The organism is Mariniflexile sp. HMF6888 (assembly GCF_044335535.1).
Lineage (GTDB): Bacteria > Bacteroidota > Bacteroidia > Flavobacteriales > Flavobacteriaceae > Mariniflexile.
The window spans coordinates 69,299-85,510 of sequence record NZ_JBIQVZ010000007.1 but is presented as its reverse complement, the minus strand read 5'-3'; the positions used below and the strand labels follow the sequence as shown (position 1 = coordinate 85,510).

The following is a 16,212-nucleotide window of genomic DNA, read 5'->3' as shown; positions in this document are numbered from 1 at the left end:
TGACCCATCTTGACTTTTTTGATTGAAGCGAAAAAGACAAGACAAGCTCAAGATAAACGCCAACAAAACCATGAAAAAAAATCTCACTTTCCTATTCATTCTTTTTAGTTTATTAAGTTTTTCACAAGAAGACTACTTTCCAGAAAGCTATAATGTAAAGTTTAACGATATTAAATCTTCAACCTTTATAAGAGATAGTACTGCCAACGCTTTAGTTATATACGATTTTGGAAATAGTTATGTTGATCCAGACGACTTTGAACTTAAAACCGACATAAAACGCAAGGTTAAAATTTTAAATAGAGAAGGTTTTGACAAAGCCACCATTGCCATTCATTTATATAACAGCAGTAAAGCTTCACAATCTGTTAAGAACATCATGGCGACTACTTATAATCTTGTCGGCAATACTATCGTTTCAACCAAAATTGATAAAAAAGATATTTTTGAGGAAAAATATGATGAGAACCATACATTAGTAAAATTTACGTTACCCAATATTAAAGAAGGCTCAGTAATAGCTTATAGTTATACCCTGAGTTCGCCGTTTATGTTTAATTATAAGGGCTGGAGTTTTCAAGAAGATATCCCTAAATTATACAGCGAATACCGAGCCAGTATCCCTGGTAATTATGAATATAATATCAAGTTAGTTGGTGGCAGAAAACTAAAAACCAATACCACTTCGGTAGAAAAAGAATGCTTACGAGCCTTTAATGGAGGTGTTGCCCATTGCGGTAAGTTTGTGTACGCGATGGAAAATATCCCTGCTTTTATTGAAGAAGATTACATGACAAGTAAATCAAACTATTTAGCAAGAATTGAGTATGAGTTAAAAATATTTAGAGGTTTTAATGGCGTTATAGACAACTATACAAAAACTTGGGAAACGGTTGATGGCGAACTAAGAAGAGATGCTAATATTGGCAAACAACTCACAAAATCCGTTGATACTGAAAACTTATTAAGTAATGACATACTAAATGAAACCGATGCTTTAAAAAAAGCACAAAGCATTTATAATTATGTGCAAGAAAACTATACTTGGAATGATGAATATAGCATATTCCATGAGGTTTCTGTTAAAGACCTTATTAAAAATAAATCCGGAAATATTTCGTCCATAAACATTTTACTTCACAATTTATTAGAAAGTGCAGGTATAGATGTGAAACCCATTTTACTATCAACCAGAAACAATGGGTTTGCTACAAAAATATTCCCTGTCATTTCAGAATTTAATTATTTAATAGTACAAGTCACAATTAATGACAAAACTTATTTACTGGATGCTACTGATAAATACTTAAATTTTGGAGATATTCCTTTTAAATGCTTAAATGGTTATGGGCGTATTTTAGATTTTAAAAAAGGAAGTGATTGGATTGATATTGAGCCTGAAAAACCATCTACCGTACAATATAAAATTGAATTAAATTTAGATGCCAACGAAAACATGTCTGGCCATGTTTATGGAAAAAAAACAGGCTATCATGCATTAAACTCAAGGAAAGCATATTATCCAAATAAGGATGTGTATATTAATAAAATTCATGATAAGTATCCATATATTGAAATTTCCAATCACAAGGTATTAAGTGAAGGCAAAACAAGTCCAGAATTTATCGAATCTTATGATATTGAATATGAAGACCATGTAACGGGAGACCATATTTATTTAAATCCATTTATAATGAAGTTTTTTAACGAAAATCCTTTTAAACTTCAAGAAAGAACTTATCCTATAGATTTTGGATATAAAGACACCTATTACTATGCCTTTAAACTCAACTTTGACGAAGCGTATACCATTTTAGAGAAACCTGAAGAGCTTGCCTTAAATTTACCAGATAGCAAAGGGCAAATAATTTTATCAAGTAATTTAACTGATAATTCAATAAGTCTCCTGCTTAGAATTAAGTTTAATGAAACTGTTTTCGAGCCAGAATATTATCCCTATTTAAAAGAATTCTTTAATAAAATCGTAGACGTTCAAACCAATTTTATCTTAATAAAAAAGAAGTAATAAAAGATTTATTACTTTTGAAGTCATGGGCATGCAGCAAAAAAAAAACTGGAAAACAAAACTACATGAAATAATTTATGAAGCAGATACACCTGCTGGTAAGTTGTTTGATATCGTTTTATTAATTGCCATTATTGCCAGTATTTTACTTGTAATGCTAGAAAGTGTCAAAAGTATTGATGCCAAGTACCATGATCTACTAAATATCTCAGAATGGCTAATAACCATCTTATTTACAATAGAATATATTGCCAGAATTATAACGGTAAAAAGGCCTTATCGATATATTTTTAGTTTTTATGGTATTGTAGATTTACTTTCTACTATACCTAAATACATTTCAATAATTTTTGGAGGTGTGCATGCCTTGGCTACATTACGTGCATTACGTTTATTAAGGGTTTTTAGAATATTAAAACTAGTGCGTTATTTAGGAGCTTCCAACAATTTAGTAAGAGCCTTAAAAGCAAGTCGCGCTAAAATATTGGTGTTTCTGTTTGCTGTGGTAATAGCCGCAGTTATTTCAGGCACTATCATGTATTTGGTTGAAGGTGAAGAAAATGGCTTTACAAACATTCCAAAAAGTGTTTATTGGTGTATCGTAACGCTCACTACGGTTGGTTTTGGCGATATTGCCCCCCAAACACCATTGGGGCAATTTATAGCTTCTTTAATTATGGTTTTAGGTTATGGTATTATAGCAGTACCAACAGGTATTGTATCCGCTGAATATACCGCACAAAACAAAACAAAACAAAAACCTAAAAAAACCGAATTACACCTTAATACGCAATCATGCCCTAATTGTTCCGCCGAAAAACATAAAGATAACGCCAAGTTTTGCTATAAATGTGGCCATAAATTACACGATGTCTAAATACCTAATCTCAATAGTTGGGCCTACTGCCATTGGCAAAACAGTTTTAAGTATTAAATTGGCAAATTATTTTAATACTGAAATTGTTTCGGCAGACTCCCGACAGTTTTTTAAAGAAATGAGCATTGGTACTGCAGCGCCTTCAAAAGAAGAATTAGCCGCTGCCAAACACCATTTCATTCACCATAAATCCATTCAAGACAACTACAGCGTTGGCACTTTTGAAAAAGAAACCCTTAACTGTTTAGACAAGCTTTTTAAAACCCGCGATGTCGTCATTATGGTTGGAGGCTCTGGTTTATATGTGGATGCCGTAACCAAAGGCTTGGACTATTTTCCCGAAGTTGATAACAGCATCAGGCAAACCCTAAATACCCATTTAGAAACCAAAGGACTCCCCTATCTTCAAAACCAACTTAAAGAATTAGATCCCGTTGCTTATAATACAATCGCTATCGATAATCCACATCGGGTTATTCGTGCCTTAGAAATTTGCATCGGCACAGGGAAACCTTATTCTTCGTTTTTAAAGAAGAAACAGGTAAATCGTCATTTTAAAACCATAACTATTGGTTTAACTGCAAAAAGAGAGACCATCTACAACCGTATTAATCAACGTGTAGATATCATGATGGAACAAGGCTTGCTAGACGAAGTCAAAAACCTACTTTCCTTTAAAGAATTAAACGCTTTAAATACTGTAGGCTATAAAGAATTATTTAATTATTTGGAAGGTGAATGGGAACTCGATTTTGCTATTTCAGAAATAAAAAAGAATTCCAGACGCTTTGCCAAACGCCAACTTACTTGGTTTAAAAGGGATGAAAACACCTTGTGGTTTGATTATTTGACCGATGTTTCAGAAATTATTAAACAAATTAATGAAGCGATTTAAGAATGGAAAAAACAATTTTTGAAATTACTAAAATGGATTGTCCATCTGAAGAAAACTTAATAAGAATGAAATTAAATGGCATATCAAACATAAAACACCTCGAATTCGATATTCCAAACCGAAAACTAACCGTTTTTCATTGGGGAGGCGTTGATGACATAGAGCAATCCATTAGGGAGCTAAATCTGGGATGCAAAAAACTTTTATCCGAACAAAGTAACCAAACCGAATTTAGCGATATTACAAATCAGAAAAAGCTACTTTACACAGTCCTTTTAATAAATTTTGGTTTCTTTTTAATTGAAATAACTACGGGCATCATTTCAAAATCGATGGGATTGATTGCTGATAGTTTAGATATGCTAGCAGATAGTTTTGTTTATGGGCTTAGCCTCATCGCTGTTGGTGGCTCCTTAATTAAAAAGAAGAACATTGCAAAACTTGCTGGCTATTTTCAAATAACACTGGCTTTTATAGGATTTGTTGAAGTTTTAAGACGCTTTTTTGGAAACGAAAAATTACCGGATTTTACAACAATGATTGTTGTTTCAGTTTTTGCCCTTATAGCAAACGGTATTTGCCTATATCTGCTACAAAAGTCAAAAAGCAAAGACGAAGCCCACATGAAAGCAAGTATGATTTTCACCTCAAACGATGTTATTATCAACCTCGGGGTTATAGCTGCGGGTATTATGGTAAATCTATTAAATTCCAACAAGCCAGATTTAATCATTGGATCTGTTGTCTTTGTTTTGGTAATACAAGGTGCTTTTAGGATTCTAAAGCTTAGCAAATAGTTCTTATTGGAAAGTAAGATTGCTGTATTTAGCATTTACAACAATACTTTTTCCACTGCTTAAACTCCCTGTAGAAAAAGTTGTTGAAGTCTCTTTTGAAGATTTTTTAGGGTGACTAAAACGGCTATGATTTCCTTTGTACTGTAAACTATAATCTATTTTAGGAAGTGAAATGATAGCGTTACTATTTTCAAGAATAATATTTAAATTAGTAAACGCATCGTCTATTTTTAAAATTTTTAAATCCCCAATATTTCCATTAATAATAGCATTTCCTAACAAATTGTTTATGGTAATATTTGAAGAATTAGAATTTAAAACCAATTGTTTTACGTTACTCAATTTTACATTTTCAGAATAATTAAGGTTTAATTCTCCTAAATTCCAATAGGCCACATGTATCGGTGAGTACGAAGCATTAACGGAAGTAGAACTTCCATTAATGCTTTGCGCCGTAAACTTGGTATATGCCAAATCTGCTTTCAAGTTATCTATATTAGCAGCAAATTCTATTTCACCATACTTTACATTTACTTTTAATTTAGCGTCTTTTGGCATTTTTATTTTAATAGTCTTTTTAACATTTGTATTCGATTTTTCACTTACCATTTTTTCAATTAAAACACGTCTTTCGTCTGCAAGTTTTTCTCGTTCTTGCATGTGCTTTTCTCGTTCTTGCATGTGCTTTTCTCGTATTTGTTCATGTTTTTCCTGCTCGATGGCCAAACGTTCTTGCTGCTTCTCAAGTCTTTCCGCTTGCTGTTCCATACGCTTAGCAAACTGTTCGCCCCAAGCTTCCATTTGTTTTCCGTATTCTTCTCCCCATTTACCTTCAAACTTTTTAGCCCATGCTTCCATTTCCTTACCATACTTTTCGCCCCATTCCTTTCCGAATTTCTCACCCCATTTTTCCATGTTTTTGGCATAATCTTTACCATACTTAGATTCAAACGTCTTTGAATACTCTTTTAAATATTTCTCACCATCTTTTTGATAAGCGTCATAATCAAACTGCATGTTACTTATCCCTTCTGGTAAATTTGGTAATTCAGGCATTTCGGGTATCCTGGGTAGTTCGGGTATTGGTGGCAGTTCAGGCAATTCGGGTAAATCTGCCAACTCAAATTTTAATTCTTTTAAAACGGCATGTACCGCATCGTTAGCATGGCCATTAATACTATGGAACCATGGATTGGAATCACCTCCTTTAGTTGAAATAGAAACGACACTTTTTGAAGCATCAACGGTAATCTGCCAGTCTTTTAATGCTTTTTTTAGCGCATCACCACTTAGTTTTTCGCCCTCGATATAAGCTTCTATCTCAACGGTGTTTTTATTCCAAGTATCAAAAACAATGTTTGTATAACTTGTGTTTAAATTGATGCTAACATCTTTGTTTACATCAATAGATTGTACTGTCTTTGTTAGTTTTTGTTGAGAAAACAAAAAACCTACAACAAAAAAGCTTAAAACAAAAAGCGTTGTTTTTATCATTGATCTGTTCATTTTTTGATTTTTTTTAGATGGATTGTTTTACTTCGTCAACCCTGGTTTCGGAAGTGTTTAATTCTTTTAATTGTGCTCTTAGACGGTACAATAGATTTAAACGAAATTTCAAATTATCAATTAATGCATTGACTGTTAATTCACTGGGACCAGATTGGGTCAATTCAACCGACAAACGTTTGTATTCCTTATCAAGTTCTTCTAATTGAACAACATAGCCATCAAAAAGATCTTTAGTTTCTGGTGTGTATTCTATTTTAGATAACTCCAAATTTATACTTGCTAAATAGTAGTCTTCAACCTTTTTTAATCCTGGCGACACATCGCCCAATGTTTTGGTTTCAATAGTATTTGTATTTACGATTGTATTATTTGGTATTGGTACTTCTTGTTTTAAAAAATTGTACGCACCAAAACTCAAGCCCAAAAACACTACAATACTAGCCGCTATTTTTACCCAATTAAATTTAGATTTATTTTCTATTGGAAATGCATCATCTAACTTTTTAAGAAACCTGTTCTGATGATTTATTGGCATTTCTTCGTGCGTTTGTGCTGCATCTTCTTTAAATAACTCTCTAATATCTTGTGCCATTTTTTTTAAGTGTTAACAGTTCTTGTAACTTTATTTTACCTCGAGATAGTTGTGTACGCGATGCCACTTCAGAAATATTTAGGATTTCTGAAATCTCTTGGTGGTCATAACCATCAATAAGATAGAGCATGACCACATACTGATACTTTTCGGGTAAGTTATTAATTGCCTTTTTTACATCGCTTAATGTAATGGCGTCTTCTACCGACCATTTGTCGTCTTCTGAAGTATCTACAACTTTTAGGTGCACCTCATCTAATTCAACAAGCTGTTGTTTTTTAGATTTTAAGAAATCGATACTTTTATTTACGACAATACGTTTTAACCAAGCACCAAAAGTAACTTCTGCTTTGTATTGATTTAGCTTAGAGAATGCTTTAATAAAAGCCTCTTGCACCACATCTTCGGCATCATCGGCATCTTTCAAAAATCGTTTGGCAACACTATACATACCATCGCAGTACTGGTTGTATAACTGCAGTTGTGCTTTCCGATTGTTTTGTTTACATTGTTCTATAATGTCAACCTGAAACATGCTAATTTTACTTTTGGTTTTAGTTAGTTCATTTTAAAGACGACAAAAAAAGTGGAATGTTGCAAAAAATATTTTTAACGAATGAAACAAAACTAAAGAATTCTACGTTTGCATTTTAGAAATCTTTACTTTTTAAAGTATATTTACCAAATAATTGCCAATTTATGAACACCTTTTTAAAACGCATTTTAATACTATTAACCATTGTTGCCCTAGGCTTATTCTTATATTCTACTTTTATTGAAAATATTTTTGAAAAACGTTTGAGTCCAAAAGACACTGTAAAGTTTGAACTAAACGATTTAAAACTCAAAGTATTTTATAATAGACCTTATAAAAAAGGAAGGGAGATTTTTGGTGCCTTAGTGCCTTTTAATCAGGTTTGGAGAACAGGTGCCAATGAGGCAACTACCTTTGAAACCAATAAAGATCTGGAAATAAAAGGCATCCCCTTACCTGCCGGAAAATATACATTATGGACAGTCCCTAGAGACAGCACCTGGACAGTACTTTTTAATTCTAAACAATACTCATGGGGTGTAAATTCTGAAATGCAACCCATGTGGGATCCCAACTATGATGTTGTAGACATTGAAGTACCTGTTAATAAATTAGATTCTCCAGTAGAACAATTTACCATATCTTTTGATAATTCTACCGATAGTTTAGCTTTAACTATGGCTTGGGACGATACAAAAATTGCTGTTCCTCTTAAATAAGCTATTTGAATTTATTCTTCAATAAAAAAAATATGTGGAATAAAATTTTCCCAAAACGTTTCGAATTACTTAAAGTATTTATAGTAATATTTATGCTACTTGCCTTTTTATTAAGGTTTTGTTTGACGTTTTGGTATTACTCACAAATAGATGCTTCTTTACTTATTTTGCTTAAAACCTTTTTCATTGGTTTTATATTCGATCTAGGTACGGTCTCTTTTTTTGCCTTACCGTACATTATTTATTTATTAATTATTCCCAAAAAACTATATGGTTCTATTTTTGATTGCATAGTTACCTATATAGCCTATGCGATTGCACTTCTTGTTTTCCTTTTCTCCTTTTTTGCTGAAATTACTTTTTGGGAAGAATTTGAGCGTCGTTTTAACTTCATTGCGGTAGATTATTTGATTTACACCTATGAAGTTGTTAAAAACATTAATGAATCGTACCCCATTCCTATATTATTAGGTGCTATTTTAAGCGTACTGGTTGTAATAATGTTCATTACTAAAAAAACAAGTGTATTCAAAAAAACATTTAATAACGATACCGCATTTAAAGAAAAATTAATGCCTTCAATAGTCATTTTTACTATAGCTGCCATATTTGCCTTGTTTATTAAAAATGAAGATGCCGAACAGTTTAAGAATAGATACAACAACGAATTAGCAAAAACAGGCATCTATTCTTTTTTTGCTGCCTTTAGAAGCAACGAATTATCGTATACCGAGTTTTATGTCACCATTGATGAAGATAAAGCTTTCGCCAATGTAAAGCAGGAATTAAACGCGCCAAACAGCAAATTTTTGCAACCAAAAGAAAAGCAGATTTATAGAACTATAACACATGCCGATAGCTTACATCCAGCACAAAAACCCAATGTTATTTTTATCTGTATTGAAAGTTTAAGTGCTTCTTATCTAAATTCATTAGGAAGCGAGTTAAAAATAACGCCAACACTCGATTCTCTATCAAACAAAAGTTTGTTTTTTACCAACCTATATGCAACGGGCACACGCACTGTAAGAGGTATGGAAGCCATTACCTTGTCTATTCCACCAACACCGGGCAGAAGCATTGTGAAACGCGATAAAAACCAAGATTTATTTACTATTGGAGACGTGTTTAAAAAACAGGGCTACGAGCGTAATTTCTTTTATGGTGGCGATGGGTATTTTGATAATATGAACACTTTTTTTGGTGGTAACGGATTTAACATTATCGACAGAGGAAGAGGTTTTTTGTTAGATTCCAACATCAAAACAAAACGAACTAATATAGATGATGATGAAGTAACTTTTGAAAATGCTTGGGGGGTTTGCGATGAAGATATATATAGTAAAGTTTTAAAAGAAGCCGATGAAGCACATCTTACTGAAACACCTTTCTTTAATTTTGTAATGACCACCTCAAACCACCGACCTTTTACCTACCCGGAAGGCAAAATCGATATTCCTTCTGGAACAAGCAGGGAAGGCGCCATAAAATATACCGATTATGCCATTGGCAATTTTTTAAAACAAGCTAAAACAAAACCTTGGTTCAATAATACTGTATTTGTAATTATGGCTGACCACTGTGCCAGTAGTGCCGGGCGTTGGAGTTTAAATATAGACAAGTACCGTATTCCTGCTATGATATTCAACCTCGAAAATGTAGCTCCTCTAAGAATAGAAAAATTAAGCTCACAAATAGATATGTTCCCTACTCTATTTGCACTTTTAAACTGGGATTATACTTCTAATTTATTCGGATTGGATATTATGAAAATGAAGAAGGAAGATGAGCGTGCCTTTATAGGCAACTACCGAAATTTAGGGCTTTTAAAAGACCAACAACTAATGATTTTAAGCGATCAACATATTGTTAATTATTATGAATGGGAAACTGACAACGATAATTTGATACCTAAAGCTATTAATACAAATCTGTTGGAAGAAACCATTTCGTTTTATCAAGCAGCAGATTATCTGTATCGGAATGACGGTCTCAAATTAAAAGATAGTTTGTGAGACATATCCATTTTATTCTAAACCCTATAGCTGGAAGCGGCAATAACAATCTAGATTTTGCACTTCTTAACAAACATTTTAACCCAAAGGACTTTACCATCGTTGTAAAGCCTACGAGTTATAAAAAGCATGCTATTAAATTAACACAGGACTCCATAGCCGAAAATGCCAATGTTATTGTTGCTTGTGGAGGCGACGGCACTATAAACGAAGTAGCCTCTTGCTTAGTTAATTCCTCTATTATTTTAGGTATTATTCCTATTGGTTCTGGAAATGGTTTAGCTTCTAATCTAAACATTCCAAAAAACTTGGATAAGGCACTTGCTCTGATTAAAAAACAAACAGTAAAAAAAATTGATGTAGGCCAGTTAAACAGCCATTACTTTTTTAGCAACACGGGCATTGGTTTTGATGCACAAGTAATAAAACATTATGAAACCGCTAATAAAAGAACCTTAAGCAGCTATGTCAAAGCAACCCTGAAATCATTAAGAAAATCGAATAAACTTATTGAAGTTGAAACGACCTTAAATGGTGAAATTGTAAAACAAAAACCGTTTCTTATTTTCATTTCAAACTCTAATCAAATGGGCTATAACGTAAGCCTAACCCCCAAAGCGTCGTTGGATGACGGCAAATTAGATGTGCTTATTGTTCCTAAGTTAAGCGTTTTTAAAATAGCTTTGTTTACGCTACTCATGCTTATAAAAAAACATCATATTTTAAAAGAAGTTGAAATCCATCAAACAAAAAGTATTAAAATTATCCGAAAAAAACGATGCTTATTTCAAACCCAAATTGATGGTGAATTCTTAATGATAAAAAATAACACCCTAGAGATTTCTGTACTCGACAAAGCTTTAAATGTCATAGGGTTATAGAATTAGGCAGAAACAAATCTTTTTAAAAGATACTTCGCTAATTTATAAAATAAAAATCCGATTATGGCGCCAAAGGTTAAACCGCAAACAATATCTAACGGATAATGCACCCCTACATAAATTCTGCTATACGCGACAATAGCACTCCAAAAAAGTAAAATAAATATCAGGTTTTTATAATACGGTCGCAACATCAAGCCTGCAAAAACGGCTGCTGCCATAGAGTTTGATGCATGCCCTGAAAAGAACCCATACTTACCACAACGCACAGCAATAAAACGCATCTGGTCAATTAAATTTGCTTCACCACAAGGTCTTGGTCTTTGAAAACCACGCTTAAATACATTGGTAATCTGGTCTGTAAACGTTATCATTAAAGCTACAAGAACTATAAAAACCAATAATGCTTTAAGTCCAAACTTTTTATATAATAAAAACAACAAAATAGCGTACAAAGGCACAAAAGTGACTTCATGTGTTATACTTAGCCATAAATCGTCCCAAGTTGTCGAACCTAAATTATTTAAAAATAAAAATACCTTGGTATCGTATTCTAAAAGTTTTTCAATCATTTTAATGCTTTTGGAGTTTTACTTTCGTACGCAATTACTCTTCGTATTTTAAAATTTCATTATCGTAAAACTCGGTAGCCAGTTTAATCATGTTTTCGGTTTCGACCAGTAATTCCTTTTCATCTTCGTCATCAAAATCTTCAAACCATTCAATCTCATCATCTTCAAGGTTAATAATAAATCTAGGAAATTCGGTATGAATCACATAAATAGCGTTCGGATAATCGGTGTTATCGCCAAGTATAAATTTTGGAAGGTTCATTTTAAGTTATAAGTTGCAAGTGCCAAAAATGCACTTAAGTTAATTAATTAATCAAAGTTATAATTTATTAGCTATTGAAGTAAAAACAGTCAACAATATTAATCATATTTATTCATTGGTATTGATAAGTTTTTTAGTCAAATAATTAAATCGAATATACAATAAAATAGCTGCTGTCGTTAATCCCGCAAGTAGCCCCAACCATATTCCAAAACTTCCAAAAGCAGTTTCTTTACCTAAAAACCAACTAATAGGAAACCCAATAAGCCAATACGAAATAAACGTAATAATAGTTGGTATCTTAACGTCTTGCAAACCACGTAACGCTCCTAAAACAATGACTTGAATACTATCACTTATTTGAAAAATGGCAGCAGCTATTAATAATTTGGAGGCTGTTTTTATTACTTCCGTATTATCTACTAAGTTTTTTGCATCATCAAAATCTACATATAATCTTGGCAATTGGTTGTTCAGCAAAAAGAACATGGCAGCAAAACAAAACGCTAAAATAATACCCAATAAAAATATTGAAAAAGCGATTTGACGTAAATAGGTGTAATTTTTCAAGCCTTTTTGGTTTCCTATACGTATCATAGCTGCTACACTTAACCCCGTAGCTACCATAAATGTCATGGAACTTAAGTTTAATGCAATTTGGTTTGCTGCTTGCGGGTTTTTGCCCAACAATCCACTTAACCAAACAGCTGCCGTAAAAATCCCTACCTCAAAAAACATTTGCATGGCACTGGGCGAACCTAAATCTAAAATTCTCCTAAGCATTAATTTATTTAATACAAAAAACTTTATGTGGGTTACAAATGCTTTCGACTTTTCTTTTCGTTTAAGTAAAAACCATATATGACAAACCATGATTATTCTAGATATTAATGTACCATAAGCAGCTCCAACAATACCCATTTCTGGAAAACCAAATTTTCCGAAGATTAACAAATAATTAAAAACCACATTTAAAATATTCGCTACAATAGTGGCATACATGGGATAACGCGTCATAGACAAGCCATCGCTAAACTGTTTAAATCCTTGAAAAATGATTAAAGGGATTAATGAAAAGGCTACCAAATCTAAATATGGAATTGCTAACTCAACAACCTCTACAGGCTGTTTCATTAAATGCATAAGCGGTTTAGCTAATAGCACTAAAAGAAAAAGTGCCATCCCAATAAACGTGCATAGAAATAACCCGTGCTTGAATGTAGATTTTCCCTTTTCAAAATTTTTCTCTGCATCGGCTTCGGCAATTAAAGGCGTTATGGCTGTAGAAAAACCAATGCCCAAAGACATGGCTATAAACATAAAACTATTACCTAAAGACACTGCTGCAAGTTCGGCAGTTCCTAATTGACCAACCATAATATTGTCTACAAAACTAACAAACGTGTGTCCCAACATACCCAACATAACGGGTGCCGCTAATTGCCAGTTATATGTAAATTCTTTGGTATAGTTTTTTAATTGCATTTTGCAAAAATAGGCTTTAGGAATAGCATAGACCAATTTTTCAAAAAATCATTTTAGGCAAATAAATTCATGAGTGTCCGATTAAAAATTCAAGGCTTCGCTAAAAGCAAATAGAATATAGACAAAATGATGACAAATTGATATTCAAATACCTATTTGCATTTCTGTTCTGATAATTGCTAAGTAACTAATTATTACAAACAGCAAGGCCACAAATTAGTAATCTCTTTAAAAAGCCATAATCACTGTGTTTGCAGTGAATTGTAAAAGTTTTTAAATGTTAATAACTTATGATAAAATTGAAGGCTTGAACTGACAGATTTTTATAACTTAGCGAAGTTTAAATACATTCTATCTAAGAATTTATAGCACTTTTAGAAACAACTAGGCTTTTGTTTTATGGGGATTTAAAATATTAGGGCTTATCGTTTCGGTATCCAAAAAAAGGGAAAAAATAATTTTTCCCTTTTTTATTCTATAAATGTGCTACTTGCTCTTTAGCTAAATTAAATTCAAGCAACATATCTTCAACTATTTGAGCTACAGGTTTTATATCATGTATTAACCCGGAAATTTGACCTATTTCAAGTTCTCCTTCTTCTAAATCGCCTTCAAACATGCCCTTTTTGGCACGTGCCCTACCTAGTAATGTTTTAAGTTCCTCAACAGTTGGTGCTTTTTTGTAAAGCTCCTGTACATCGTTATAAAATTTGTTTTTTATTAAACGTACTGGTGCTAATTCTTTTAATGTTAATTGGGTATCGCCTTCTTTGGCATTTACTACAAGCTGTTTAAAAGCGCTGTGTGCCGAACTTTCCTTACTGGCAACAAACCGACTTCCAACCTGTACCCCATCGGCTCCTAAAACCATTGCTGCTAACATAGCGCGACCTGTGGCAATACCACCTGCCGCTATTAATGGGATTTGAAGTTGTTCCTTAACCATTGGAATGAGTGTCAAGGTTGTGGTTTCATCTCTTCCATTATGACCACCTGCTTCAAAACCTTCGGCTACGACAGCATCTACACCTGCCTCTTGTGCTTTTAAGGCAAACTTTACACTGCTAACCACATGTACGACTGTTATGCCGCGTTCTTTTAACCAAGTAGTCCATGTTTTAGGATTTCCAGCAGAGGTAAATACTATTTTCACACCTTCTTCCACTATAATATTCATGACTTCTTGAATATTTGGGTACAACATAGGCACATTAACCCCAAAAGGTTTATTAGTTGCTTTTTTACATTTTTGAATGTGTTCCCGTAAAACCTCAGGATACATAGAGCCCGCTCCTATAAGTCCCAAAATACCCGAATTACTTGCCGCCGACGCCAACCGCCAACCGCTATTCCAAATCATACCTGCTTGAATTATTGGGTGTTTTATTTGAAATAATTGAGTAATTCTGTTGGTCATTTAATGCTTAATTACTTTTATGTTTTTAGATGTATTTACAGATTCTAGTTTGATAAGATACATTCCATTTGATAATGATGACACATCTATTTGATTATTAGTAGGGGTAATGAATGCATGGGAAAGATGCTTCCCTAGTATATTGAAAATGTTAACATCAACATAATTTTCATTTGTAGGCAGTTTAAAATAAACAACGTCTTTTACTGGATTTGGAAACACATTTATAGTATTATTCCCAGCATTATTATCAACAGATAGTGCTGAATTTAATGCTAATTGCAAGTCAGGAATACCATAACCTAATAAATAATCGGGTGCACTATATTGTGACGCTGATTCTCGAACCAACTGCATAATTTCAGCATTTGTTTTATTCGGTAAGGCTTGCCACAAACAGGCGATGCCTCCAGCCATAATGGGCGAACTAAAAGACGTTCCATCGGCAGTTGTTATAACAACATCATTATCTGTAATTACAGCACAGGATTTGCCCTGCGCAACAACATCTGGTTTTTGTGTAGGTTGAATCGGGCTTCCTACCGAACTAAAGAACGCATAATTACCTGAAGGATCTACAGCTCCTACCGTTAATACATTTGGCGAATCTGCTGGAGCACCAACCCCAGCATTTCCTGAATTTCCTGCCGAGGTAACAATTAGCATGCCCTTTTCAAAAGCAATATTGGCACCCTTGGTAATAAAAGCGGTATTCCCATTCATATCGGCAGTCGTATAACTGTAATTAGGATTATCATAGGTAGAGTAACCTAATGACGTATTTATTACATCTACTCCTAAACTATCGGCACGTTCGGCAGCTTCCACCCAATAACTTTCTTCAACAGGATTTTCAGTAGGATCATCTTCAGTAACAAACAAATAATAAGATGCGTCTGGAGCTATACCTACATATTGATCTTGTAAGTAACCCGCCATAGTGCTTAATACCCATGTTCCGTGATTATCAGTGGCATTAGTATAAATATCATCATCCCTCTTTACAAAATCGTAATCACCTAAAACATTTCCCGCATCATGTAATCGTTGAAAACCAAGCATGGTATTGACATTTTTGAAGCCACCATCCAAAACAGCTACCGTCATTCCTGTGCCTGTATAATTTGCCAAATGCAATTGATCCCCTTTAATCATTTGGATTTGAGGGGCAGAAGAACCATAATTAAAAGTGGTTAACGTTTCCTCAAATTTCGACTGCTGTTTTTGCTGAATTTTTTTTGAAACATTCAAACTTTTGTCGGCAAATTCAATATGGTCCACAAAAGAAAAGCTGGTTAGCAAATTATTAATGTCGATTTCACTACCTCTCACATGAACAGCATTAAACCATTTAGATTTTGCCATAACTGTAATACCTGTAGCTGCTTTAAGTTGCAAAATATATGTTTCGTTTACTGGGACGTCGCGGGCATCAATAACAATAGAGTGCCTATTTTTTCTATCAATAGCCTTCTGAGTTAAAATAGTTGTAGGATTTGCTACTAAATTCGCTACATCTTGTTTGTCCTTTAAATACACCCAAGCGTCTTGCTGCGCTAAAAGAATAAAGGGGGTATACAACAGCATTAAAAAAAGTAGCTTTTTTTCCATTGCAAATATATTTAATTTA

Annotated in this window: 15 protein-coding genes; 7 read left to right on the top strand and 8 right to left on the bottom strand. The window is 33.4% G+C overall.

The genetic code is table 11. The annotated features are described in order from the left end of the window. The first annotated feature begins 70 nt into the window (after positions 1-70). Genes ACGLWY_RS14715 through ACGLWY_RS14700 form a run of 4 tightly spaced genes read left to right on the top strand, consistent with a single transcriptional unit; the run spans position 71 to position 4,595 of the window. Positions 71-2,026, top strand: coding sequence for a DUF3857 domain-containing protein (locus tag ACGLWY_RS14715; protein ID WP_396620432.1), 1,956 nt, complete (start codon positions 71-73; stop codon positions 2,024-2,026). Between the two features lie 25 nt (positions 2,027-2,051). Beyond that, on the top strand, positions 2,052-2,903 hold the full coding sequence (locus ACGLWY_RS14710) for an ion transporter (RefSeq protein WP_396620431.1): 852 nt from the start codon (positions 2,052-2,054) through the stop codon (positions 2,901-2,903). After that, on the top strand, positions 2,896-3,798 hold the full coding sequence (gene miaA / locus ACGLWY_RS14705) for a tRNA (adenosine(37)-N6)-dimethylallyltransferase MiaA (RefSeq protein WP_396620430.1): 903 nt from the start codon (positions 2,896-2,898) through the stop codon (positions 3,796-3,798). The genes ACGLWY_RS14710 and miaA overlap by 8 nt, the downstream gene beginning before the upstream one ends. A gap of 2 nt (positions 3,799-3,800) precedes the next feature. Then, positions 3,801-4,595: a cation transporter gene (locus ACGLWY_RS14700; RefSeq protein ID WP_396620429.1), complete on the top strand. Its 795-nt coding sequence runs from the start codon at positions 3,801-3,803 to the stop codon at positions 4,593-4,595. 3 nt (positions 4,596-4,598) lie between these two features. Here ACGLWY_RS14700 and ACGLWY_RS14695 read toward each other — a convergent pair whose 3' ends face one another. Genes ACGLWY_RS14695 through ACGLWY_RS14685 form a run of 3 tightly spaced genes read right to left on the bottom strand, consistent with a single transcriptional unit; the run spans position 4,599 to position 7,231 of the window. Then, positions 4,599-6,101 carry a hypothetical protein gene (locus ACGLWY_RS14695; protein ID WP_396620428.1) on the bottom strand — a complete coding sequence of 501 codons (1,503 nt, stop codon included), beginning with the start codon at positions 6,099-6,101 and terminating at the stop codon, positions 4,599-4,601. A gap of 13 nt (positions 6,102-6,114) precedes the next feature. Further along, positions 6,115-6,696, bottom strand: a complete 582-nt coding sequence (locus ACGLWY_RS14690) for a hypothetical protein (RefSeq protein ID WP_396620427.1) — start codon at positions 6,694-6,696, stop codon at positions 6,115-6,117. After that, entirely contained in the window at positions 6,680-7,231 is a 552-nt protein-coding gene (locus ACGLWY_RS14685) for an RNA polymerase sigma factor (protein WP_396620426.1), read from the bottom strand. The genes ACGLWY_RS14690 and ACGLWY_RS14685 overlap by 17 nt, the downstream gene beginning before the upstream one ends. A 164-nt stretch (positions 7,232-7,395) precedes the next feature. Between ACGLWY_RS14685 and ACGLWY_RS14680 the strand changes: the two genes are divergently transcribed. The 3 genes from ACGLWY_RS14680 to ACGLWY_RS14670 are packed head-to-tail and all read left to right on the top strand — an operon-like array spanning position 7,396 to position 10,846. Beyond that, complete coding sequence (locus ACGLWY_RS14680; RefSeq protein WP_396620425.1) at positions 7,396-7,950, top strand: DUF2911 domain-containing protein; 555 nt, start codon at positions 7,396-7,398, stop codon at positions 7,948-7,950. 32 nt (positions 7,951-7,982) lie between these two features. Continuing rightward, entirely contained in the window at positions 7,983-9,965 is a 1,983-nt protein-coding gene (locus ACGLWY_RS14675) for an LTA synthase family protein (RefSeq protein ID WP_396620424.1), read from the top strand. Next, positions 9,962-10,846 carry a diacylglycerol/lipid kinase family protein gene (locus ACGLWY_RS14670; protein WP_396620423.1) on the top strand — a complete coding sequence of 295 codons (885 nt, stop codon included), beginning with the start codon at positions 9,962-9,964 and terminating at the stop codon, positions 10,844-10,846. The genes ACGLWY_RS14675 and ACGLWY_RS14670 overlap by 4 nt, the downstream gene beginning before the upstream one ends. A 2-nt stretch (positions 10,847-10,848) precedes the next feature. On the opposite strand, the gene ACGLWY_RS14665 is transcribed toward ACGLWY_RS14670, so the two are convergent. The 5 genes from ACGLWY_RS14665 to ACGLWY_RS14645 all read right to left on the bottom strand — a co-directional run bounded on the left by ACGLWY_RS14665 (position 10,849) and on the right by ACGLWY_RS14645 (position 16,193). Continuing rightward, the gene (locus tag ACGLWY_RS14665; RefSeq protein WP_396620422.1) at positions 10,849-11,418 is read right to left on the bottom strand and encodes a phosphatase PAP2 family protein; all 570 of its coding nucleotides are present in this window, start codon (positions 11,416-11,418) and stop codon (positions 10,849-10,851) included. 34 nt (positions 11,419-11,452) lie between these two features. Then, entirely contained in the window at positions 11,453-11,680 is a 228-nt protein-coding gene (locus ACGLWY_RS14660; RefSeq protein ID WP_396620421.1) for a hypothetical protein, read from the bottom strand. Positions 11,681-11,788: 108 nt separating this feature from the next. After that, positions 11,789-13,165, bottom strand: coding sequence for an MATE family efflux transporter (locus ACGLWY_RS14655; protein WP_396620420.1), 1,377 nt, complete (start codon positions 13,163-13,165; stop codon positions 11,789-11,791). A 475-nt stretch (positions 13,166-13,640) separates the two neighbouring features. Then, positions 13,641-14,582, bottom strand: coding sequence for an NAD(P)H-dependent flavin oxidoreductase (locus ACGLWY_RS14650; protein WP_396620419.1), 942 nt, complete (start codon positions 14,580-14,582; stop codon positions 13,641-13,643). Further along, on the bottom strand, positions 14,583-16,193 hold the full coding sequence (locus ACGLWY_RS14645; protein ID WP_396620418.1) for a S8 family serine peptidase: 1,611 nt from the start codon (positions 16,191-16,193) through the stop codon (positions 14,583-14,585). Between the last annotated feature and the right edge of the window lie 19 nt (positions 16,194-16,212).